Here is a 22,021-nt window from a genome sequence, read left to right on the forward strand (position 1 = left end):
CAGGATCAGGTCGCCCCCCGCCGGATCATGGTCTAGGGTGCATCGACATCCTCACCGTCCCTCCAGACACAATTTCCCGAGAAGGGGCCCCCTCCCATGGCAATGGCAGCATACCGACGCACCCGCCGCCTGTGGCTTTCACGCGAGGGGTGGCAACGGCGGCTGGTATTCTGGGGTGGTGGCGTGCTGGTGGGCCTGGCGGCCGTCGTCTTCGCCGCCCTGGCGGACAAGGCGCAGGAACTGTTCGGTAGCGCTATCGCAGGCCGGCCCTGGCTGCCCCTGCTGCTCACCCCTGCGGGGCTGGCGCTGTCGGCCTGGCTGACGCGGGCCTATTTCCCCAATGCCGGCGGCAGCGGCATACCCCAGGCCATTGCCGCCCGGGAACTGCGCGACCAGCGGGAACGGACCGCCCTGGTCTCAATCCGCCTGGCGGTGGGCAAGATCGTGCTGACCCTGGTGGGGCTGGCGGTCGGCGCCTCCATCGGGCGCGAGGGGCCGACGGTGCAGGTGGGCGCCTCGCTCATGCACCGGGTGGGCGCCACGTTCGGCGGACGCTTCCCCGGCCTGCTGCTGGCCGGCGGCGCCGCCGGCGTCGCCGCCGCCTTCAACACGCCCCTGGCCGGAATCGTCTTCGCCATCGAGGAGATGGGGCGCGGCTTCGACATGCGTACCGGCGCCCTGGTGCTGGCCGCCGTGACCGTGGCCGGTGCCGCCCCGCTGGCCATCCAGGGCGATTATCTCTATTTCGGGCAAAGTACGGCCCATATGGCCACCTGGCAGGATTGGGCGCTGGTGCCACTGTGCGGCGTCGTCGGTGGCCTGGCCGGCGGCGCCTTCAGCCGCGTGGTGGTTCGCATGGCCAAGGGTGTCGGCCACTGGCCAGGCCACGCCGGCCGCGCCGGGCGCTGGATCAAGGCCCATCCCATCCCCTTCGCCGCCTTCTGCGGCCTGGCGCTGGCCCTGCTGGGCCTGGCCACCGGCGGCGACACCTATGGCACCGGCTATGCCCAGGCCAAGGCCCTGCTGGAGGCGGCGTCCCATCCGCAAGCCGCGGCCGCGGTGTCCCCCATCTTCGGGCCGGCCAAGTGGCTGGCCACGGCCCTGTCTTCCGTCAGTGGCATTCCCGGCGGCATCTTCTCCCCCTCGCTGGCCGTGGGCGCCGGCTTGGGTGCGGAACTGGGGCATCTGCTGCCCGGCGCCAATGCCGAGGTCGCGGTGCTGGTGGGCATGGTCGCCTATTTTGCCGGCGTGGTGCAGGCGCCCATCACCGCCTTCGTCATCGTGCTGGAGATGACGGGCAACCACGCCATGGCCGTGCCCATCATGGCCGGCAGCCTGATCGGTTGCGGCGCCGCCCGCATGATGGGGGCGGAGGCGGTATACCACGCCCTGTCCCACGGATTCCTGGACCGGGCGCACAAGGCCATCGCCGCCCGGGGACCGTCCGCCGCCCGCTGACCCTGGCACGGTCGCGCCCCAGGGACGGGGACCGACCAACGGAATATACCGGGTTGGGTGAATGCCGACGTATATTGCATACGATAAGAACCCCGCCTGGAGCCTTCACGCCATGATCCGATCCGCCGCCCGCGCTTTTTGCGCGCCCCTGCTGCTGGGTGCCGCCCTGCTGACAAGCGCCGCCGCCTTCGCCGCCGAGCCCGTAAAGCCCGTCACCACGGAAGGCGACGTGACAGTGAAGGATTTCAAGTTCAAGACCGGCGAGACCCTGCCCGAGGTGCGGCTGCACTACACCACCCTGGGCACGCCGCACCGCGACGCCAAGGGTCATGTCGACAACGCCATCCTGATCATGCACGGCACCGGCGGCACCGGCGCCCAGTTCCTGCGCCCGCAGTTCAGCGACGTGCTGTTCCAGCCGGGCGGCGTGCTGGACCCGGCGCGCTATTACATCATCCTGCCCGACGATGTGGGCCACGGTAAGTCCAGCAAGCCCAGCGACGGCCTGCACGCCCATTTCCCGCAGTATGACTACGACGACATGGTGGCGCTGGAACACCAGCTGGTGACCAGGCTGGGCGTGGACCATCTGCGCCTGGTCATGGGCACGTCCATGGGCTGCATGCACGCCTTCGTCTGGGGCGAGACCTACCCCGACGCCATGGACGCGCTGATGCCGCTGGCGTGCCTGCCGCAAGCCATCGCCGGCCGCAACCGCCTGTGGCGCCAGATGTCCATCGCCGCCATCAAGAAGGACCCCACCTGGCAGGGCGGCGAATACAAGACCCAGCCGACGGAAGGCCTGCGCACGGCCGCCGCCCTTCTGTCCATCGCCGGCAGCGCCCCCATCCAGATGCAGAAGGCCTACCCCACCCGCGAGGCGGCTGACGCCGCGGTGGAGAAAATCCTGGACGTGAGCGGGATGGAGGCCAATGACCTGATCTATCAGCTGGACGCATCACGCTTCTACGACCCGTCCCCCAAGCTGGAGACGATCAAGGCGCCGGTGCTGTGGATCAATTCCGGCGACGATTTCATCAATCCGCCGGAACTGGGCCTGGCCGAACAGCTGGTGAAGCGCATCCCCAAGGGCCAGTTCATCCTGATCCCTGCCAGCGACCAGACCCACGGCCACGGCAGCCACACCTGGGCGGTGCTGTGGCAGGACAAGCTGGCCGACCTGCTGGCCCGCACCACGCCCAAGAACTGATCGGGTGGGCGCCCCGTCGGAGCGGAGCGCCCACAGGTAATTAAACGGCCGGACGCACCGTCACCATGACCACGCCATGCGGCGCCACCTCGGCGGTGTAGCCGCCCTTGGACGTGCCCTGGTCCTTGGCCAGCCACAGGTCGCGCACCTTGGCGGACAGCTTGGCCGGATAGCCCAGATCCGCCCAGTTGACGGTGATCCTGGCCGGCGCCGTGCCACGGTTCAGCAGCACCACGGCGCGGTCGCCGCTGGCCAGCGGCCGGGCCCAAACCTCCACATCGCCCTGCTTGGCGACACGGCGGCCCTGGGCGCCCAGCGCATCCTGGTCCACGGCGATGACCTCGGCGTTGGTCAGGATGGCCTTGGTGGCCGGGCTCATGCTGGTCAGGTCGTTGCCGGCGATCAAGGGGGCCGCCAGCAGGGCCCACAGGCTGAAGTGCGCGCGGTATTCCGTGTCGGTCATGCCACCGTTGCCGACCTCCAGCATGTCGGGGTCGTTCCAATGTCCGGGGCCGGCATAGGGATAGAGGTCGGCTTCCAGATCCAGGATGTCCATGACACCCAGGGAATAGCCCTTCTTGCCCTGCCAGCCGTCATAGATGTCGCCGGTGCTGCGCCACAGGTTGCCCACGGCCTGGGCCCACAGCCAAGGCTTGGCCGTGCCCCATTCGCACATGCTGAAGACGATGTCGCGGCCAGACGCCCTGAGCGCGTCGCTCATCAGCGTGTAGGCGGCCTTGGCGTCCAGCGTGCCGGTGTAGCACCAGTCGTATTTCAGGTAATCCACGCCCCAGGCGGCGTACTGGGCGGCATCCTGGTATTCGTGACCCAGGCTGCCCGGCCGCTTGCCGCAGGTCATCTTGCCGGCGTCGGAATAGATGCCGAACTTCAGGCCCTTGGAATGGATGTAGTCGCCCAGGGCCTTGAGGCCGGAAGGGAAGCGGACGGGGTCGGGCTGCATATCGCCATGGGCGTCACGGGCGCCGTGCCAGCAGTCGTCGATCACCACATACTTGTACCCCGCGCCGGCCATGCCGGAGGACACCATGGCGTCGGCCGCCTTGCGAATGACGTCCTCATTGATGTCACAGGCGAACTTGTTCCACGTGTTCCAACCCATGGGTGGGGTCAAGGCCAGGCCGTTGGCCTGGCGCGGCGGCTCGGCATCCTTGGGGTCATCCGCCTTGGCCGGGTGGGCCAGCATCAACAGCGGCACGACGAGCAAGGCCGCCAGGGCCAGGAGCATTCTTCGCATGGGACGTTCCTCAAGTGATCGGCCCCATAGCCCGGGGGCCTTTTTGGACGGTCGGCACCGCCATGCGAAATTTATAGGATAAATAAGCCTTTTTGAAAAATCATTCGATGACATGTGGCTATGACAAAACCCCCGGGGACCGGCCCCGGGGGTTTCGCACAACGCGCCTGAAGGGAGATGGACGGTTGCCTCACAGGCGCGCGTCCGGCCGTACCTTACAGACGGGGATTGTCCGGCTGGCTGGTCGAACCGGTGGTGCCGCTATCCGGGCTGGACGGCGCCGGGGGCGGCGGCGCGGCCTCCTCCGGGCTTTGGCCGGGATCGGTCTTCTTCTGGGCGGTGTGCTTGGCCGACTTCCTGGCCTTGGACGACTTCGCGGCCTTGCCCTTGTCGTCGTTCGGGTCATGCGGCGGCAGCGGCTGCACCACGGGCGGCTTCTCCGTCACCGCCTGGCCGGACGAGGACGACATGGAGCCACTCTGGTCCGACGGGGCCGGGGGCATGGTCGACGGCGACGAAACGTCCGGCTGGTTCATACCAGGCTGCTGGCCCGGCTGCTGGCCCATCCCGGCGCGGTCGCCCGGCAGGCCGTGGGAATTGGACGGGCTGGGGCTGGTGGCATCCGGCGCCGGCGGCAGGGTCGACGGCGTGCCGCTGCGGGTGGTATCCTCGGATTGCGGCGTGCCCGGCATGGGCGTGCCCTCGGGCGGCGCGGTCTGCGCCCAGGCGGCAGCGCTCAACACGGGGGCGGACGCCAGGCCGGCGGCCAGGGTCAGCGCGGTCGCCGTGCGGGCCCAGCCCGCGGTGGTCAACTTCGTGAACATGGGTCGTCCTCCATTCCTTGTAAGAAAGGCGTGACATCAGGGGACCGCCCAATGGTGGCGAAAAAACGTCGCAACACCGCAAACAATGTGATCCGGGCGGGGGTATGTCCTTTGCCCAACGGAACCCCTGGAATGGGCCGAACCCCGGAACCGGGGCCGGCGGGTAGGCGGGGCGGAACGGATATAGAAACGCCCCGGGAACCGTAAAGTTCCGCCGGGGCGTTCCTTCAGAGGCGGATGGCCGGCCGACGGGCGAGGGTTACCCCGCAAAAGTGAGTCGGCTCCGGGCCGCCATCACCCGGCCTTAGCCATGGGGATGATGCACCGGGACGTGATGCGCCACATGGTGCACATGGTGATGGTGGTGATGATGGTGGCGGTGATGCACCACGCGGTGATGGACCACCTCGGCCTGGGCGCTGCCGGCCGTCATGAACGGCGCCAACGCCAGGCCGAAAACCAGGGCCAGGGCAGCGATCCCGCGACGACGCCAGGACGGACCGACGGACGGGGAGGCGCTGGTGGTGGGGCGGGTCAGGACGGGCATGGTCTCGATCCTTTCAACATGAACAGGTCCCGGCCTCGCCGGGCACTTTCATGACACCGCCCAAAGGTGGCGAAAAAACGCCGCCCCCCGGGATTTAATGAGACCTTCCGGGGGCGCGCTCACTCCCAGCCGACGCAATGCGGTTCCGGCGCCATGTCCTCGGGCGCCGCCGGCGGGGCGGCCGGGTGCGGGTACTTCTGCTTGAAGGTGAAGGCGTGGCGCGTGGCCCCGTGCCGTTCCAGATGGGCCAGACGCTCCAACCCCTCCTGCGGGGTAGGGCGATGGCCGGCGGGAACCCACCACAGCACCTGGTACATGTCCACGGGCCGTTCGAACCATTCCCGCCGCCGCGCCATGACGGTGCGATGGGTGGATTTATAAACGTAATCGAACAGCGCCTCAGCCGAGGCCCACACCGACATGTTCACCAGGAACCGCGGATTGTCGCTGACCAGGATGTCGGTGGCGTTGCCGCTGTCCGACTGCAGGCGCCAGACGAAGCCGGGGCTGTCTTCGGCCAGGGCGTTGATCTCGTCCAACTGGTTCACGAAATCGGCGATGCGCGGGTCGTCCATAGCATAGAGCGCCGTGCCGACGTTCATCTGCGCCAATTGCCAGCCGCCCGCCGCGGCCCCCGTCTCTCCCCGGGCCTCCACGGTCACCCCCCCGTAAATTTGGTTCAGGAAGGTCTGAATTTATGCATCGCCTGTTGCGGCTTCCAGCCCACGCGCGATCGTTTGTTATAAAAGCCCCTCATAATTTTCACTGACGGCGGTCGGCGGCGGGCTGTACTGTCGGGCCCGTCCGTGATCCCAAGGAGTGGCCATGTCCGGCGCCGAGCACCCTGCCCCCGCCATTCATCCCGAACTGAAGCGCCTGCGCGACAGCATCGACAACATAGACGCCGCCCTGATCTACATGCTGGCGGAACGCTTCAAGTGCACGCAGCAGGTCGGGGCGCTGAAGGCGCGCATCGACCTGCCCAGCAGCGACCCAGGCCGCGAGGCGGCGCAGATCGAGCGCCTGCGCCGCCTGGCAGAGGGCGCCCACCTGGATCCGGACTTCGCAGCCAAGTTCCTGAACTTCATCATCAAGGAAGTGATCCGCCACCACGACGGCTTCCGCGCGGCCGAACAGGCCTGAACGCCATCCCCGTCAGTTGGGACGGGGTCAGTTGTGATGGGGCTGACCGGGGTCGTTGGGGTGGCCCGGCGCCTGCTGATGCTGCGGCTCGGCGTGCGGTTGAGGCTGCGGGTGCTGTTGGGGCTGTGGATGCGGTGCCTCGGGCCGCGCCTGGGGCGGCGGCATGCGCTGCGGTTCGGGCCGGGGCGCCCTGTCCATATGCGGCCGGGGCTCCGGCGGTGACTGCGGTCGCATCTGCGGCTCCTGTGGCCGGGGCGGCTGATGGACGTCGTGCGGGGGTTGGGGGCGCTCGGCCTGATGCGGTGGCTGCGGCCCCTGCGGCTGGCGCCGTTCCTCAAAGTTCGGCGCGTCAGGCCGATGGCGTTCCCCGTGCGGGACCGCGGGCGTCCCCTGCGGGCGTTCGGGACCGGCCTGTTGGGCGGGGCCTGGCTGGCCCTGAGGCGGATGGACCGCCGAATGCGGCGGACCGCCGCCCCCCCCTTCCTGGTGACTGGGTTGCTGTGGCGGTCCATCGGGCCGCTGCGCGGGAGGGGACGCCTGACCGGCTGTGGGTCCGGGGCGTTCCTGCGCCGCCTCATGAACCGGCGGCGGGCCGGGCGGCTGGTTATGGTCGCGCAAGGTAGGCAGCCCACCGGGACCCCGGTTGGCCCAGGCGGCGCCCTCGGGCCGGTTCGTCCCCGGCTGGCCCGGATGGAATCCCGGCTCATCCGGCCGGCGGTCCATCGGACGGAAACCACCAGGGTGGTCGGCCCCGGGCCCGTTGCCATTGGGATGCGGATCGCCCGGCCGCAAAGCGCCGGCCTGCGGCCCCCCGGCAGGAACACCATTAGGCCCGCGCAAATCCAGGTGCCGGGGACCTGCGCCCTCGGCCCGTGGCTCGAAACGGGGGCCGGGGTTGGCCGGGTGCGGGACGGGAGTTCCGCCCGGCGGGCCGGGCAGGTGCAGACGCTGCGCCACCTGTGGCGTCACGCCGGCGGTGGCGACGGTGGGCTGCAACGGCGGTCGTCCCACAACGGCGCGGGCGTTGGCGAACTGATGCTCGTCCCAAGGCCGGGCGCCGCCATTATAGCGGCCGTAACGGCCGGCGACCATGGCATCCGCCGGCATCATCGAGGCGCCACGCCGGTTGGCGTAATTGTTGATGGTGATATTGGTGACGTTGGTGACGTTGTTCACGACCGTCAGGTTGCGGACCACGGGCCGGTTCACATACTCCACATAGCGCGGGCTGGCCCGGTACCAGGGGTGGTACGGCTCCTGCCAGCCCAGCGGGCACCAGCCGACGGGCGGGTGTCCCCTGTCGTCGTAATGGGGGCCGCCGATGCTGACGCCGATGGCCACGCCGGCCCCGAAAAAGGCGACCAGCGCCGGGGCGTAGACCGGCGGGGGTGGCGGCCCGCCGACAACGACGGCGCCACCGGGCGCCCAGGCCCAGCGGCCACGGATGTCCACCCAGCGCCCATAGTGGAAGGGAGCGAAGCCCCAGGGCGCGTCATCGATCCAGGTCCATCCCCAGGGGGCTACATAGGCCCAGTGACCGTCGCGATAGGGCGCCCAGTCCGGCTGGACCTGCGGATACCAGACCTGGCCATAGTCGGGCGTGGCCTGCCAACTGCCGTATTCGCCCAGGTCGTCGGCGCCCGGCATGGCCATGACATCCGGCGGGGGCGTGGAAGAGCCGACGCGGTCGGTGCGCAGCATGGCCGTCAGGAAGGGGTCGTGTTCGGCGGGCCGCACATTGACGTTGGGCGGATTGTCGCCCGTGATCTCCCCCGTCTGTCCGCCATTGATCCGCAGGGACAGGCCCTGGCCGCTGAGTTGCGCCGACCCTTCCAGCACGGTGACGCGGGTGGGGGTGTCGGTGTCGCCGGCCGAAACCTCATACCTGCCGGGTCCCTCCAGCGTCACCAGGCCGCGCGGCGTGCGCAGGCTGTAGCGTTCGCCGGGCAACAGGCCCCGTATGCGCACATAGACCTGGCCCTGCGCCAGGTCGGCGGTGAAGTCGCGGTCGTCCAGGCTGTCGATATCCAGCTCGGTGGTGCCGTCCATGATCAGCCGGGTGGTGGACACATCGACCGTGGCGCTGGCCCCCGGCTCGGTCCACAGCGCGTTGCCGCTGGTGAGGGGGTAGTTGGGGGTGGCGGGGTCCCATTGGGTGCCGTCGGCGGTGTGGAAGGAGACGGTGCCCTGCACCCGCGCCAGCCGCCCCACCCGCGCCGGCGGATCGCCCGCGTATTGGTCGCCCCCATCGTCGTAGGCCGGGGCACCCTCTTGAGCGCGCGCCAGATCGCCCATGAACGGGGATAGGGTCATCAGCAGCGCCAGGGCCGTCATGGCGCCGTGGCGAAGGCCGAGGCGCCTGGCTACAGCGCGTTCAGGTACCGCATAACTGGACATGATGGCAGGTTCCACCCTGGTTCTCGTCAATCCATGTCAGGCTGCGCGCGCATGGTGGCATAACTGCGACGAATGATGGCCCCTATTTGGACGGGGGGCGAATCCTATTGCCCAGGGCCAAACGCCGCGCGCAGAGTGCGCCCGCCCGGTCACGGAAGCCGGTTGGTGTAAGGGTTTCAGAATCATGCAGCAGTCGTTGGATACCGTGCGCGGCGCCTTCGAGGCCGATAACGCCCCTCTGGTCCCCCGTGTCCAGGCCTTCCTGGCCGATATCCTGCGCACGCCCGCGTCCCACGCCCGCTTCATGAACGAGCTGTCGTTGATGGAGCATATGGGCAGCAACAAGATCATGGCGACCCAGCATGGCGCCGGCATGGACCTGCCCACCCTGAAGCACCTGGCGGAAGAGGCACGCCATGCCTTCTTCTTCAAGCGCCATGCCGAGGGCGTGGCCCGCCGCCCGCTGGACTATGTCCAGGCCGACCTGCTGTCGCCCGCCGCCGGCCGTCTGTATTTCCAGAAGCTGGACATCGCCGTGGAACAGGCCTTGGCGGGCGAACCGCCCCGCTCCAAGGTGCTGTACCTGCACATGTCGCTGATCGTGGAGTTCCGCGCCGTGTGGTTCTATCACCTGTATGAGACGGCGTTGCGCGGGGCGGGATCCAAAATCTCGCTGAAAAGCCTGCTGGCGGAGGAACAGGGCCACCTGTCCGACATGGCGGAGCGGCTGGGCGCCCTGGGCGCGTGGGAACCCGCCCGCCTGGCCGCCATGTGCCGGGCGGAAACCACCCTCTTCGGCACCCTGCTGGGCCGTCTGGAAAGGGCGGTTGCCGCCCCGACGGCGGTGGCGGCTTAAGCGATACCATCCAGCAGCAGCGGCCAGGCGCGGGCATTGCGCTCGGCGAACACGCGCAGGTGGCCGATGGCCTTGGAGCCGGCTTCCGCGGGGGTGATGACCCGGTGGCGGATGGTGGCGGCCGGGTAGAAGTCCGCCAGACGGCGCACCCGTTCCGGCGGCATCATCTCATCATCCGCGATGCCCACCAGGGTGACGGCCCCCGTCATGCGATCGGGCGTGGGGTGAGGCATGGACTGCCCCCAATCCACCCGATAGAAGCCGCGTGACGTGCACCAGCGCCGCCATTGCCAGAACACGCCCTTGGGCAAGTCCGCCCCCAGGCCCAACAGTCTCCCGGGCAGGTAACCGCACAACAGTGTGGCCAGCGGCCCAAGCAGGAACCAGAAGGCGACGACCGAGGGCATGTAGCTCAGCGGGTGCTTGGTCCAATGGGCGGGACCGGACGCCACGGCGATCAGCCGCGCCACCCGTCCCGCATTGGCGTGAAAGGGCAGGCATAGGCCGCCCAGGGAATGGCCAATCACCCAAATCTCCGTTTCCGGATAATGGTCGCACAGCCAATCCAGGGCCGCCGCCTGGTCGATCACACCCCACATCGCCATGGTGGCGCCGGATCGGGTGACCGGCCCGGCGGCCGAGGCACCGAAATCGCGGTAGTCATAGGTCAGCACCGCCGCGTCCCGGGCCTGGGCCAGCCAGGCGGCGAAACGCGTGTAGTAGTCGCGCGGCACGCCGGTGGCGCCATGCAGCACGACAGCCAGCCGGGGCTCGCGCCCGTCAGGCGGCAGGACCAGGCGTCCGGCCAGTTGAGCGCCGTCCGGGGTGGTGATGTGTACCGACTGGTCGCCCGTATCGTCCGTCATCCATCCCTCCCCCGTCCGTCGCGACCCGTTCTATGGTGATCGCCATAGAACGGGATATCACTAGACCGACCGACATACAATTGGCATTAAGGGGCATGCCGCGCCTGTCCGATGCCAAGAAACATTTCGTCGATACCGCCGTGACCCTGTTCCGGCGCAAGGGCTACAATGGCGTGGGCCTGAACGAGATCATCGCCGTCAGCGGTGCGCCCAAGGGTTCGTTCTATCACCACTTCCCCGGCGGCAAGGAAGAGCTGGCGGAAGAGGCGGCCCGCCTGGCCGGGCACCGCATCGCCCGCCTGATCGACCAGGCCTTCACCGACGCGCCCACCTTCGCCGACGGCGTGCACGCCCTGGCCGACACCATCGCAGACTGGTTCGAGGCGTCGGACTGGCGCGACGGTTGCCCCGTGACCGCTCTGGTCATCGGCGCCATTCCCGATTCCACCCGCCTGTCCGCCGTGGTGGCGGAGGTGCTGGAGGATTGGGCCGTGCGCACGGCGGGCCATGCCGAACGCCTGGGCGTCAGCGACCCGCGGGAACGGGCGGCACGCTTTTTCATCGCGCTGGAGGGCGCCTGGCTGCTGGCCCGGGTGCAACGCACCCGTGCGCCGTTCAAGCTGGCGGCCGCCATGGTGCTGTGAGAGCGTTTCCCTCGCACGAAGCGAAGGGGGCGTCCACCATGCGTATGCTAGGCCTGATCGGCGGGATGAGCTGGGAAAGCACCACGCTCTGTTACCGGCATCTCAACACCATCGCCCGTGACCGGCTGGGCGGGCTGCATTCCGCCCGCCTGCTGCTGTGGTCGGTGGATTTCGCCGAGGTGGCGGCCAAGCAGCATGCGGGTGACTGGGCCGGCGCCGGGGCCCTGATGGCCGATGCCGCCCGCCGCCTGCAGGACGCGGGCGCCGAGGCGCTGATGATCGGCACCAACACCATGCACAAGACGGCGGACGCCGTGCGCGCCGCGACCAGCATCCCCCTGCTGCATATCGCCGACGCCACCGGCCGCGCCCTGAAAGCCGGCGGCAGCGTCCGCCCCGCCCTGCTGGCCACGCGCTATACCATGGAACAGGACTTCTACCGCGGCCACCTGGCCCAGCATTATGGCGTGGATACCCTGGTGCCGGACGCCGCCGGACGGGACACCGTCCACCGCGTCATCTACGAGGAACTGTGCCGGGGCATCGTGCTGCCCGACTCCAAGGCCGCCATCCTGGCGGAGGTGGATCGCCTGCGCGCGGCGGGTGCCGACGGCGTCATCCTGGGCTGCACGGAAATCGGCATGATCATGGGTCAGGGCGACAGTGACCTGCCAGTATTCGATACGACGCGGTTGCATGCCGAGATGGCGATGGACTTCGCGTTAACAGATTAATATTTGAACGTTTTACGCCTATGGATTGCAATCCTCCATAGGAACGCTAGCATGGCGCCAGCGCGTCGGTTGGCGGGGTATGGGTGTTGTCCAAGTGGGTGAAGGGGGCCTTGGGCCTGGCCATCGTGGCCATCGTCGTTGCCGGATGGAATCTGGTCAGCGTCACCCTGCCCGTGGCCCGCGCGCTGGACCAGGATTCGCGCAATACCGCCGTTCATGTCGTCGCCTATCACCGGGCCCTGCTGCTGCCGGGCACCCTGGTGGTGGACGTCTGGGGCGCGGCGCCCACGGCCACGCCGCTGGATGTGCTGCGCGTCCTGCTGCAAGCCGCCGCCACCTTGGATGAGCGCAGCTATGACACCGTGGTCCTGGCCTATCGCGGCCGGCCCCGCTTCACCTTGCCCGGCTTTTACTTCCAGCAGCTGGGCCATGATTACGGCCAAGGCGAGAACGCCACCGCCCTGATTCGGACCCTGCCGCAGAACGTGCGCACCTTGGATGGCAACGCCGCGTTCGAGACCTGGACCGGCGGCATGCTGGGTGTCCTGGACCGGCAGATGGACGACGTGCTGACCTTCAGCCGGCGCTGGTGGATGGAACCCCACACCTCTTGAGGCGTGCTACCGCTCTCGCATGAGGTGCACGCCGCCCACGGTGCGCTCCAGATTGGCCAGCACGTCCGGAGGCAAAGGCCCCGCCGGCGCCTCCAGTCCCATCACCCCGTAGCGGCCGGCCAACAGGGCCGGCGCCAGGCACCACCACACCTGGTCACGCGCCGCGCCGGGATGATCGGCCAGATAGGCGTCAGCCGCTTGGTCGATGTCATCCAGCAGGGCCGGGGCGACGCCCCACTGCCCATAGAGCGCCGCGATGGCCTGGCGCAGGCTGGCGGCGTTTTGGCGGCGGGCGGCCAGGATGGCCTCCACTGTGGCGCCCCCCAGGTCGGGCGGCGTCACTGTCACGCCGTCCTGGGCCAGGTTGGGGATCTGGCCGCGGATAGCGTCCATCTGCGCCATCAGGCGGGCGCGGGCGTCGGCGGTGTCGCGCGGGTCCAGGCTGTTGGTCGAATGGAATTCCACCACGCCGCCGGGCGCCACCGTCTTGCGCCGTCCCGCCAGGAAGGGCAGCAGGGCGCAGGCCGAGGCGCAGCGCCCCTCGACCATCACGTCCAGCTGCCGCCCATGGATCAGGCGGGCCATTTCCAGAGCGACCGCCACGTCGCCGCCCCCCGAATCCAGCACCAGGGTCCGCGTCTCCGGCGTCAGGTTGCGGGCCAGCAGGTCAGCATCCCCGAGCGGATGCTCGCCCGGCAGGAAGCGCCGGGGCAGGATTTCACCATGGAAGGCCAAGGTGGCGGCGTCCACCCGCCGCCACGCCCGGTCCTGATAGGCCTGGGCGCATGCCGCCATCGGGTGCAGCAGGACCACGGTCAGCAGGCTGACATATAAAAGCCGGCCCCTCACGGAGCGTCCGGGGGAAAATACAGGCGGCGCGGAAGATGGTGCATGGACGGCCTGGAATGGTTGCGATCAGCGCATCACGGGGGTCGCCGCATGGAACTGACACGATAGCTTGCTACTGTACCCGCAGCGCCCAGGCCCTCGATAGAGCGGTCAAGGGTGTACCCCATTGCACCGAGGAGGAGCGTCATGGCCCAGTTGAAGCGCACCGCGAATGCCGTCTGGCATGGAACCGGCAAGGATGGCGACGGCACCCTGACGACGCAGAGCGCCACGCTGTCCAGCGTGCCCTATTCCTACATCGCCCGCTTCGGCGACGGCAAAGGCACCAACCCCGAAGAGCTGATCGCCGCCGCCCACGCCGGTTGCTTCAGCATGGCGCTGGCCTTCATGCTGTCCGGCGCCGGCTTCACCCCGGAGGAAATCAAGGCCGACGCGGTGCTGACCATGGAGGGCGAAGGGGGCGGCTGGCGCATTTCCGCCGTGAAGCTGACGGTGCGCGCCAAGATCCCGGGGATCGAGCCCGGCAAGTTCCAGGACCTGGCCGCCGAGGCCAAGGCCAACTGCCCGGTGTCGCGCGTGCTCAACGCCGAGATCACCCTGGACGCCGCCCTGGCCTGATCGTCACGGCCCGGTACAAGAGCGAACGGGCGGGGCCTTGCGGCGCCCGCCCGTTTTTATTCCGATTGCGGAATGAGCCTTACTCGGCGGCCTCGATGCGGCGCGGCTGGCCGGACCGGCTGGCCTTCAGCCCTTCGGCCACCAGGAAGGCCAGCTCCAGCGCCTGGTTGGCGTTCAGGCGCGGGTCGCAAGCGGTGTGGTAGCGTTGGGCCAGCGCGTGCTCGGTGATGGCCTGGGCGCCGCCGGTGCACTCCGTCACGTCCTGGCCGGTCATCTCGAAATGCACGCCGCCGGCATGCACACCTTCAGCCCGGCAGGCTTCGAAGAAGCCCCGCACCTCGGCCAAAATGCGCTCGAACGGGCGCGTCTTGTAGCCGGTGGCCGACTTGATGGTGTTGCCGTGCATGGGGTCGCAGCTCCACACCACGGTGCGACCTTCGTCCCGCACCCGGCGCAGCAGCGGCGCCAGCTTGTCCGCCACCTTGTCATGACCCATGCGGGCGATCAGCGTCAGGCGGCCGGCCTCGTCCGTCGGGTTCAGGATGTCGATCAGGCGGATCAGCTCATCCGGGTCCGTGGTCGGGCCGCACTTCAGGCCGATGGGGTTTTTCACGCCGCGCAGGAATTCCACGTGCGCGCCATCGGGCTGGCGGGTGCGGTCGCCGATCCACAGCATGTGGGCGGAGACGTCGTACCAATCGCCCGTGGTGCTGTCGACGCGGGTCAGCGCCTGCTCATAAGGCAGCAGCAGGGCCTCATGGCTGGTGAAAAACTCCGTCTCGCGGATTTGGGCGGTGGTCTCCGCCGTGATGCCGCAGGCGGCCATGAAGGCCAGCGCCTCATCCAGGCGGTTGGCCAGGTCGCGGTAGCGCTCCCCCTGGGGGCTGCGGTCGACGAAGCCCAGGTTCCACTGGTGCACCTTGTGCAGGTCGGCATAGCCGCCCTGGGCGAAGGCGCGCAGCAGGTTCAGCGTGCTGGCGGCCTGGTTGTAGGCCTGCACCATGCGCTCCGGATCCGGCACCCGCGCCTCGGCCGTGAAGTCGAAGCCGTTGATGATGTCGCCACGGTACGAAGGCAGCGAGACGCCACCGATATCCTCAAGGTCGGCGGAGCGCGGCTTGGCGAACTGGCCGGCCATGCGGCCCACCTTGACCACCGGCGTGGCACCGCCAAAGGTCAGCACCACCGCCATCTGCAGCATCACGCGGAAGGTGTCGCGGATGTTGTTGGGGTGGAACTCGGCGAAGCTTTCGGCGCAGTCACCGCCTTGCAGCAGGAAACCCTGGCCCTTGGCCACGCGCCCCAGGTGATCCTTCAGGCGGCGGGCCTCACCGGCGAAGACCAGCGGCGGATAGTTGGCGAGGCGGGCCTCCACAGCTTCCAGGCGCCGGGTGTCGGGATATGCCGGCATCTGCCGCACGTCCCGAGACCGCCAGCTATCGGGCGCCCAGCGCCCCGCCTTATCCTGTGCCATGACCCACCTCGTGAAACCCGAAAACCGGCCTGAATTCCAAGACTTTAAGAGTAGCGACGGAGGTATCCGACGATCGCGGGCGCGAACGCCCCTTCAAGTCTGGCAGCAAGCCGGTCTCGTTATGTACTGCCCCGTTTTATACTTTTCCAGTCTTCTTGAGGCCCTTCCGCGCATTACTGTTACCCAGCAAACGCGGTTGCCCGTCGCAGCAGCCCTTGAACCAGTCACCACCCTATCCAGATGGCCGAGTCCAGGCCTAGCCGAAATGGCGTAGGCTATCCGTCCTCACGTGCCCAAAACGGGCCGATCATCAGGCCACCAAAGGCGGCTGGGAGAGCATGACATGACGGCCCGGAACAGGCATCCCCGCAGGTCCCTTCCTCGTCTGGTTCTGCTGGCCGCCGCTTGCGTGCCCACCGCCGCCGCGGCGCAGACCTACGCCACCGGCTACTCCGCCGGCTGGTGGTCGCAACTGGGCCTGACCAACGCCATCGAGGTGGCGGCCACCGGCGGCAGCGGCATCACCATCGGCCTGGTCGATACCGGCGTGGTGGCGACCCAGGCGGACGTCACCGGCCGCGTGTCCACCGCCTCCTCCTGCGCCGCCCGTACATTCACCTGCCCCAGGGGCTACACCGACGACAACGGCCACGGCACCGCCACGGCCGCCATCGCCGCCGGCGCCGTCACCAGCAGCGGGGCCGGCATGGCCGGCGTGGCGCCCAAGGCCACCATCCTGTCGGAAAAGGCGCTGAACGTCAGCGGCAGCGGCACGGACACGGATGTGGCCAACGGCATCATCAAGGCCGCCGACGCCGGCGCCAAGGTCATCAACCTGTCGCTGACCTACCTGCCCACCAACACCATCGTCACCGCCATCAACTACGCCGCAGCCAAGGGTGCGGTGCTGGTGTTCGCCGGCGGCAACTCCGCCACCGTCCTGAACGGCGGCGCCAATTCCACCGGCCTGTCGGCGACGGCCCTGACCCATCTGGCCTTCGCCGGATCGGTCAGCGGCGCCAACAAGCTGTCCAGCTTTTCCAACACGCCCGGTTCCGGCTATGCCGTCGCCGGGACGACGCGGGTCAGCTACGCCTCCCTCTGGCTGATGGCGCCTGGGGAGAGCATCGTCGCGCCCGGCATCCAGTACGGCGCCAACGCCCTGGCCTATTGGAGCGGCACATCCATGGCCGCCCCCATGGTGTCCGGCGCCGTCGCGCTGCTGGAAGCCACGTGGCCGGTGCTGTACCGCAACGGCACCGCCACCGCCGTGCTGTTCGCCTCGGCCACCGACATGGGCGCCAAGGGTGTGGACAACACCTACGGCAACGGCTTGATGAACCTGACGGCGGCGTTCAAGCCGCTGGGCGCCCTGTCGGTGGTGGGGGCCAACGGCAAGTCCCTGCCCGTCACCGGCCTGACGGGCAGCCTGATCACCGGCGGCGCCCTGGGCGCGCTGGGCGGCATCAGCGCCCAGTTGGCCAGCTATACCGCCTTCGACGGTTATCAGCGCAACTTCACCGTCAACCTCAGCGGCCTTATCGCCAAGCAGCCGGTCTCCGCCGCCTCCATCACCGCGGCGCTGCCCGCGCCCACCGTCACCACCAGCAGCACCAAGTTCGCCGATGGCGGCCGCCTGATGCTGGCCTACACCGATGGCCCCGGCCTGGACATCGTTGGCCGGCCCCAGCCCCTGGCGCCGCGCGACGGCTATGCCGGCCATGACGGCTGGGCCCTGGCCTACAGCCAGGGCGGCCTGACGCTGGCCGCCGGTCAGGGCTTTCCGGCATCCGCCTCCTTCGCCCAGGCGCTGTGGGGCGACGGCACGCCGGTGGCGGACGCCGCCGGTACGACCGCCAGCACGCTGGGCGTGTCCACGGCCCTGACCGGGCTGGCCCAGGGGGGCGGATTTGCGGCGCTGGGCACGGATTTGGATGGCTGGGTGGGCCGCGCCCTCGGCGGTGCCCGCCTGGCGCTCAGCTGGTCCGGCGCCCCTGGGGCGGACACCGTGTCCCGGCGCGACCTGGCCGGCGGCGACTGGAACCCCTGGCGGGGCCCTGTGCTGACCGGTGGCGGGCTGGATCGCCAGGCCGACGCCGTGGCCGCCGGCCTGAACTGGACCCTGGGGCCGGGCTGGAGCACCAGCCTGTCGGCCAGCCTGCTGGATGAGCGCGACGGCCTGCTGGGCAGCCGCTATCGCGGCGGCGGGGTGCTGGGCCTGGGCGACCATAACGACACCGTGTCCCTGGGGCTGGCTACCGCCGTCTCCCTGTGGCGGGGCGGCAGCCTGATGCTGGATGCCAGCCTGGCCCGCACCGGCGCGGCGGACAGTGCCCATGGCGTCGTCAGCGGCATCGGGCCCCTGCTGGCCCGATCCTATGGCCTGGCGCTGGCCCAGCGCGACGCGGTGACGGAAGGCGACAGCCTGACGGCCGTCTGGCGCCGCCCCCTGCGCGTGGTCGCCGGCGCCGCCACCCTGCTGATGACCAGCGTGGACGACCAAGGCTATGCCACCACCACGCCTACGCGGGTGTCGCTGCGGCCGGACGGGGCGGAAACGGACATGGCGCTGAGCTACGCCGCACCCGTGGCCACCGGCCGCTGGGGCCAGACGCTGAGCGTGATCGGCAGCCTGGAACTGCGCCAGGACGCCGGCAACATCCGGGGCCTGACCGATCAGGTGGCACGGGTCGGCCTCAACTTCCGCTTTTAAAAGCCGTTCGCCACATCGGTCATGTAAAATTCAAGCGCCAGGGTGACCGCGCGCACATCCGCCGCCCGGAGCGCCCGTATCTTGGCCGCCATCCTAACCCTATCGGAGTGCACCCGATGTCGCTTTCCATGTACCAGGCTTCCGTGCCGGTGTTCCTGCGCCTGCTGGGCAACCTGTCCGCCATCCTGGACAAGGCCGCCGCCCATGCCGATGCCAAGAAGATTGACCCGGCGGTGTTCGTGAATGCCCGCCTGGCCCCCGACATGCACCCGCTGGCCCGCCAGATCCAGATCGCCAGCGACGCCGCCAAGGGTGCCGCCGCCCGTCTGGCCGGCGTCGAGGTCCCCAGCTTCCCGGATACCGAAACCACCTTCGCCGACCTGCAGGCCCGCATCGCCAAGACGGTGGATTTCCTGAAGGGCGTGACCCCGGCCCAGATCGACGGCAGTGAAGAGCGCACCATCACCCTGAAGATCCGGGGCGAGGACGTGCACTTCCCCGGCCAGGCCTTCCTGCTGTTCTTTGCCATTCCCAACTTCTTTTTCCACGTCACCACCGCCTACGACATCCTGCGCCACAATGGGGTGGAGCTGGGCAAGATGGACTTCCTGGGCCGTCCGTAAGCGACATCCGGGTCTTTACAGATCAGAAGGCGGCGTCCCCGGGGCGCCGCCTTTTTCATGCACGCACTACTGCCATATTCTGTCAGCAGAACTTCGTAAAGTGACCCCCGAGACCAACCACCGACACCCTTGGGAGACGTCGCGATGCTCACCTTCTTCCACTGCCCCAGCACCCGCTCGTCCAGCATCCATTACCTGCTGGAGGAACTGGGCGTTCCCTATGAGAGCGAACACATCGACATCCGGGCCGAAGGCGGCGCGCCGGAAAGCTATCGCGCCATCCAACCGCACAAGAAGGTGCCGGCCGTCCGGCATAACGGCGTGGTGGTGACGGAGCGCGCGGCCATCACCCTCTACCTGGCCGATGCCTTTCCGGAGGCGGGCCTGGCCCCCGCCCTGGACGATCCGCGCCGCGGCCCTTACCTGACCAGCGTGGTCTACATCGATTCCGTGGTCGACCCCTGCCTGGTGGCGCACATGAACCAGTGGCCCTACGACGGCAAGGGGGCGGCCTACGGCAAGTTCGAGGACATGGTGACCAACCTGGAGCGCACCTTGAGCGCCCACGACTACGCCGTCGGTGACCGCTTCACCGCCGCCGACACCCAGTGGGGGGTCATGATGTACTGGGCCCTGGACGTCATGGGCCTGTTCAAGGACAAGCCCGTCTTCCGCGCCTACCTCAACCGCCTGGCCGAACGCCCCGCCTTCCAGCGCTTCGCCAAGACTATGGCGGCGTGATCAGGGCGGCGCACTCCTCAAAGCTCCACTTCATGGCCCCGGTCGACGTCACGACCGGGGTCGAAATCCTCGCCGTTGGTCAATGCCTCAAGGAACGGCACCAACGGGTCGCGCCCCTGTGCACGGTACCGGCGAATGAAAGCGATGCGGTCCCGGATGGCGCGGTCGGAATCCCGTTCCAGCCGAGCCAGCACGGGTTCCCATTCTTCCCAGGCCGCGCCCTCCCGCCCCAACGCTTGGGCCAAGGTCGCCGCCGCCAAGCGACGCACGACCACGGACCGATCGCGGGCCGCCTGCTCCAGATAGCAGGTCTTCGTGGCCGGACAGACAACGGGCCTGGTCGCGTATAGCCGAACCGGACGATAGATATTGAACGGCTTGTTGATCATCTCACGGCTCCATCCTTCTGGCCACGCGGCCTGCCCTTCAATCAGGGTGTGCAGCGCAACCATACGCACGATGGGCTGAACCGCACCGACGGCAAGAGCGGGCAGATGGCCATCCAGATACGGCTGACGTAACGCCTGGCGCAGGATGCTGCCGGCGGGTCCGGCAACCGCACGGCCTATCCGGTGGGCGAGGGCATCCGCCATTTCGGGCCGCACCAGGAAAAGGTTTTCCGGGTGGACGTGGGGCTCAAGCCGCCATCGTCCCCATGTCGGTACCCTGGCCAGCAGGAAGTAGGCTGCATCCGCCAGGCCCTCCGGTCCCACATGTGTAGCCACCCGCACAACGCATCGTCGTGCCGCCGCCCGCACGGCCGGCGCCCAGTCGTTTTGCCGATAAGCGATCGCCGCTATCCAAAACACACCCGGCGGCGCCTGGTCTATCTTGTCCAGGGCGGCCTGGCGGAGGTGGCCGTCACGGTGGAAAAGAAACAGATACTCCAGACCCGGCGTCGCACGCAGCAGGCCCATTTCCCCCTCTGCGCCACCCAGCCATCGTTGCAAAAATTCCACCGGCGCCGGCGGAACGGCGACGAGGGCGTCGCGGACGTGTTGGCCCACCGCCACCAGCTTCTGAGGCGGCAGGCCCGCGATCAGAGACACGACCCGCTGGACGCTATCCTCGCGCGCCCGGCCTTGCCGGAGGTCGCTTTCCAAACGCCACAATGCGTCATCGACGGCTTCAGGCAGGCTCCATAGCTTCACGGCCCGTCTCTCCTCACGGCTTCCGTACCACCGTGCCACCTTTCATGACAAAGACGACGTTGGCCACGGCATCAATATCCTGGGTGGGGTCGCCGGTCACGGCCACCAGGTCGGCCAGCAGGCCGGCGTGGATGCGGCCGAAATGGTCGGCTTGGCCCAGGATGCGGGCGTTGGTGGCCGTAGCCGCCGTCAGCGCCTGGGCCGGGGTCATGCCGTAGCGCACCATCCACACCAGCTCTCGCGCGTTCTCGCCATGGGCGAAGACGCCCACGTCGCTGCCACAGCCGATGGTGACGCCCGCCTTCAGCGCGCGGCGGAAGGCTCCCTCCGCCGCCTGCATGGCCGGCGTGGGCGGGGTCTGGCCGGGGACGTAGCCCTTGAAATAGCGGCTGGTGGCCTCCGGCGCCGTCAGGGTGGGGAGGTAGGCGACGCCGCGCTTAGCCATTTCCTGGAAGGTGGCGTCGGTACCGCCATAGCCATGCTCGATGGTGTCCACGCCGGCCAGCACCGCCCGGCGCATGCCCTCATCCGACGCGGCGTGCGCCGCCACCGGGCGGCCGGTGTCGTGGGCAGCGGCGATCAGGGCCGCCATTTCCGCCCGGCTGAAGGTGGGGCGGGTGCCGCCGTCCGGCCCGGTGCGGTAGTCGGCATAGAACTTGATCCAATCCGCGCCGCGCGCCGCCTGGCCGCGGGCGGCAGCGGCCACCGCCGCCTCACCGCTCGCCTCCTCCGCCCCCTGGGGTAGGTCCATATCCTCGCGGAACTTGGCGACGGGGGGACCATAGGCGCCGCTGGCCACGATGGCGCGGGTGGCGACGAACAGGCGCGGGCCGGGGATCAGCCCATCCTCGATGGCCTTCTTCAGGCCGACATCGGCATAGCCCGCCCCCTCCGTCCCCAGGTCACGGAGGGTGGTGAAACCAGCCATCAAGGTGGCCGTGGCCTGACGCCCCGCCCGCAGGGTGCGGTAAGACAGGCTTTCCCGCAGCACCTGGTCATCCCACGACGCCTCGTTATAGGGGTGCAGGAACAGGTGGGAGTGCAGATCGATCAGGCCGGGCAGCAGCGTGGCGCCCGGCAAATCCAGCACCGCCACACCAGCCGGCGCGCCCAAGGAGGCCTCCGGCCCCACGGCCTGGATGCGGTCGCCCCTGACCAACACGGCCCAGCCGGCGTGGGGTGCCGCCTCCTCCGCCGTCCAGACCCTGGCCGGGCGGATCAGCAGCAGAGCATCGTCCGCCCACGCCGCCAGCGGCAGGAAGGACAGACACGCGATCAGGCAGGCCGTGAACAGACGGTGCATG

The 22,021-nt window shown here is 68.9% G+C and carries 21 protein-coding genes; 11 read left to right on the plus strand and 10 right to left on the minus strand.

What is annotated here, in order from left to right; all coding sequences use genetic code 11:
• Positions 1–96: 96 nt before the first annotated feature.
• Both Y958_RS20870 and Y958_RS20875 read left to right on the plus strand, forming a co-directional pair.
• Complete coding sequence (locus Y958_RS20870) at positions 97–1,458, plus strand: chloride channel protein (protein WP_088873789.1); 1,362 nt, start codon at positions 97–99, stop codon at positions 1,456–1,458.
• Positions 1,459–1,570: 112 nt separating this feature from the next.
• On the plus strand, positions 1,571–2,668 hold the full coding sequence (locus Y958_RS20875) for an alpha/beta fold hydrolase (RefSeq protein WP_088873790.1): 1,098 nt from the start codon (positions 1,571–1,573) through the stop codon (positions 2,666–2,668).
• A gap of 40 nt (positions 2,669–2,708) precedes the next feature.
• On the opposite strand, the gene Y958_RS20880 is transcribed toward Y958_RS20875, so the two are convergent.
• The 4 genes from Y958_RS20880 to Y958_RS20895 all read right to left on the minus strand — a co-directional run bounded on the left by Y958_RS20880 (position 2,709) and on the right by Y958_RS20895 (position 5,950).
• Positions 2,709–3,923 (minus strand): glycoside hydrolase family 27 protein, encoded by a 1,215-nt coding sequence (locus Y958_RS20880; protein WP_088873791.1) that lies wholly within the window; start codon positions 3,921–3,923, stop codon positions 2,709–2,711.
• Positions 3,924–4,138: 215 nt separating this feature from the next.
• On the minus strand, positions 4,139–4,747 hold the full coding sequence (locus Y958_RS20885) for a hypothetical protein (protein WP_088873792.1): 609 nt from the start codon (positions 4,745–4,747) through the stop codon (positions 4,139–4,141).
• A 304-nt stretch (positions 4,748–5,051) separates the two neighbouring features.
• On the minus strand, positions 5,052–5,294 hold the full coding sequence (locus Y958_RS20890; protein ID WP_088873793.1) for a hypothetical protein: 243 nt from the start codon (positions 5,292–5,294) through the stop codon (positions 5,052–5,054).
• Between the two features lie 119 nt (positions 5,295–5,413).
• The gene (locus Y958_RS20895; protein ID WP_211098634.1) at positions 5,414–5,950 is read right to left on the minus strand and encodes a DUF3291 domain-containing protein; all 537 of its coding nucleotides are present in this window, start codon (positions 5,948–5,950) and stop codon (positions 5,414–5,416) included.
• Between the two features lie 169 nt (positions 5,951–6,119).
• Here Y958_RS20895 and Y958_RS20900 point away from each other — a divergent pair, with 169 nt between their 5' ends.
• Positions 6,120–6,437, plus strand: coding sequence for a chorismate mutase (locus Y958_RS20900; protein WP_088873795.1), 318 nt, complete (start codon positions 6,120–6,122; stop codon positions 6,435–6,437).
• A 27-nt stretch (positions 6,438–6,464) separates the two neighbouring features.
• On the opposite strand, the gene Y958_RS20905 is transcribed toward Y958_RS20900, so the two are convergent.
• Positions 6,465–8,750, minus strand: coding sequence for a FecR family protein (locus Y958_RS20905; protein ID WP_145727657.1), 2,286 nt, complete (start codon positions 8,748–8,750; stop codon positions 6,465–6,467).
• A 268-nt stretch (positions 8,751–9,018) separates the two neighbouring features.
• On the opposite strand from Y958_RS20905, the gene Y958_RS20910 reads away from it, so the two are divergent.
• Positions 9,019–9,690 carry a hypothetical protein gene (locus tag Y958_RS20910; protein WP_088873797.1) on the plus strand — a complete coding sequence of 224 codons (672 nt, stop codon included), beginning with the start codon at positions 9,019–9,021 and terminating at the stop codon, positions 9,688–9,690.
• Here the strand turns inward: Y958_RS20910 and Y958_RS20915 are convergent.
• Positions 9,687–10,556 carry an alpha/beta hydrolase family protein gene (locus Y958_RS20915; protein WP_088873798.1) on the minus strand — a complete coding sequence of 290 codons (870 nt, stop codon included), beginning with the start codon at positions 10,554–10,556 and terminating at the stop codon, positions 9,687–9,689. The two genes, Y958_RS20910 and Y958_RS20915, sit on opposite strands and share 4 nt — an antisense overlap.
• 95 nt (positions 10,557–10,651) lie before the next feature.
• On the opposite strand from Y958_RS20915, the gene Y958_RS20920 reads away from it, so the two are divergent.
• From Y958_RS20920 to Y958_RS20930, 3 genes are all read left to right on the plus strand, one after another.
• Positions 10,652–11,200, plus strand: coding sequence for a TetR/AcrR family transcriptional regulator (locus Y958_RS20920; protein ID WP_186291383.1), 549 nt, complete (start codon positions 10,652–10,654; stop codon positions 11,198–11,200).
• A 38-nt stretch (positions 11,201–11,238) separates the two neighbouring features.
• Positions 11,239–11,934, plus strand: a complete 696-nt coding sequence (locus Y958_RS20925) for an aspartate/glutamate racemase family protein (RefSeq protein WP_088873800.1) — start codon at positions 11,239–11,241, stop codon at positions 11,932–11,934.
• Between the two features lie 86 nt (positions 11,935–12,020).
• Complete coding sequence (locus Y958_RS20930) at positions 12,021–12,548, plus strand: hypothetical protein (RefSeq protein ID WP_088873801.1); 528 nt, start codon at positions 12,021–12,023, stop codon at positions 12,546–12,548.
• 6 nt (positions 12,549–12,554) lie between these two features.
• Here the strand turns inward: Y958_RS20930 and Y958_RS20935 are convergent, their stop codons facing one another.
• Positions 12,555–13,397, minus strand: coding sequence for a hypothetical protein (locus tag Y958_RS20935; RefSeq protein WP_088873802.1), 843 nt, complete (start codon positions 13,395–13,397; stop codon positions 12,555–12,557).
• A 186-nt stretch (positions 13,398–13,583) separates the two neighbouring features.
• Between Y958_RS20935 and Y958_RS20940 the strand changes: the two genes are divergently transcribed.
• The gene (locus Y958_RS20940; RefSeq protein ID WP_088873803.1) at positions 13,584–14,015 is read left to right on the plus strand and encodes an OsmC family protein; all 432 of its coding nucleotides are present in this window, start codon (positions 13,584–13,586) and stop codon (positions 14,013–14,015) included.
• A gap of 79 nt (positions 14,016–14,094) precedes the next feature.
• Here the strand turns inward: Y958_RS20940 and Y958_RS20945 are convergent, their stop codons facing one another.
• A complete protein-coding gene (locus Y958_RS20945; protein ID WP_088873804.1) occupies positions 14,095–15,489 on the minus strand; it encodes a class II 3-deoxy-7-phosphoheptulonate synthase in 1,395 nt (464 codons plus the stop codon).
• Between the two features lie 343 nt (positions 15,490–15,832).
• Here Y958_RS20945 and Y958_RS20950 point away from each other — a divergent pair, with 343 nt between their 5' ends.
• From Y958_RS20950 to Y958_RS20960, 3 genes are all read left to right on the plus strand, one after another.
• Positions 15,833–18,202 carry a S8 family serine peptidase gene (locus tag Y958_RS20950; protein ID WP_088873805.1) on the plus strand — a complete coding sequence of 790 codons (2,370 nt, stop codon included), beginning with the start codon at positions 15,833–15,835 and terminating at the stop codon, positions 18,200–18,202.
• Positions 18,203–18,318: 116 nt separating this feature from the next.
• Positions 18,319–18,825: a DUF1993 domain-containing protein gene (locus Y958_RS20955; RefSeq protein ID WP_088873806.1), complete on the plus strand. Its 507-nt coding sequence runs from the start codon at positions 18,319–18,321 to the stop codon at positions 18,823–18,825.
• Positions 18,826–18,969: 144 nt separating this feature from the next.
• Complete coding sequence (locus Y958_RS20960) at positions 18,970–19,566, plus strand: glutathione S-transferase family protein (protein WP_088873807.1); 597 nt, start codon at positions 18,970–18,972, stop codon at positions 19,564–19,566.
• A gap of 17 nt (positions 19,567–19,583) precedes the next feature.
• Here the strand turns inward: Y958_RS20960 and Y958_RS20965 are convergent, their stop codons facing one another.
• Together Y958_RS20965 and Y958_RS20970 are read right to left on the minus strand one after the other, a co-directional pair.
• Entirely contained in the window at positions 19,584–20,717 is a 1,134-nt protein-coding gene (locus tag Y958_RS20965) for a hypothetical protein (RefSeq protein ID WP_145727656.1), read from the minus strand.
• Positions 20,718–20,730: 13 nt separating this feature from the next.
• Positions 20,731–22,020 (minus strand): metal-dependent hydrolase family protein, encoded by a 1,290-nt coding sequence (locus tag Y958_RS20970; RefSeq protein ID WP_088873809.1) that lies wholly within the window; start codon positions 22,018–22,020, stop codon positions 20,731–20,733.
• Position 22,021 lies beyond the last annotated feature (1 nt).

It is taken from the genome of Nitrospirillum viridazoti CBAmc, assembly GCF_000730165.1.
GTDB lineage: Bacteria > Pseudomonadota > Alphaproteobacteria > Azospirillales > Azospirillaceae > Nitrospirillum > Nitrospirillum viridazoti.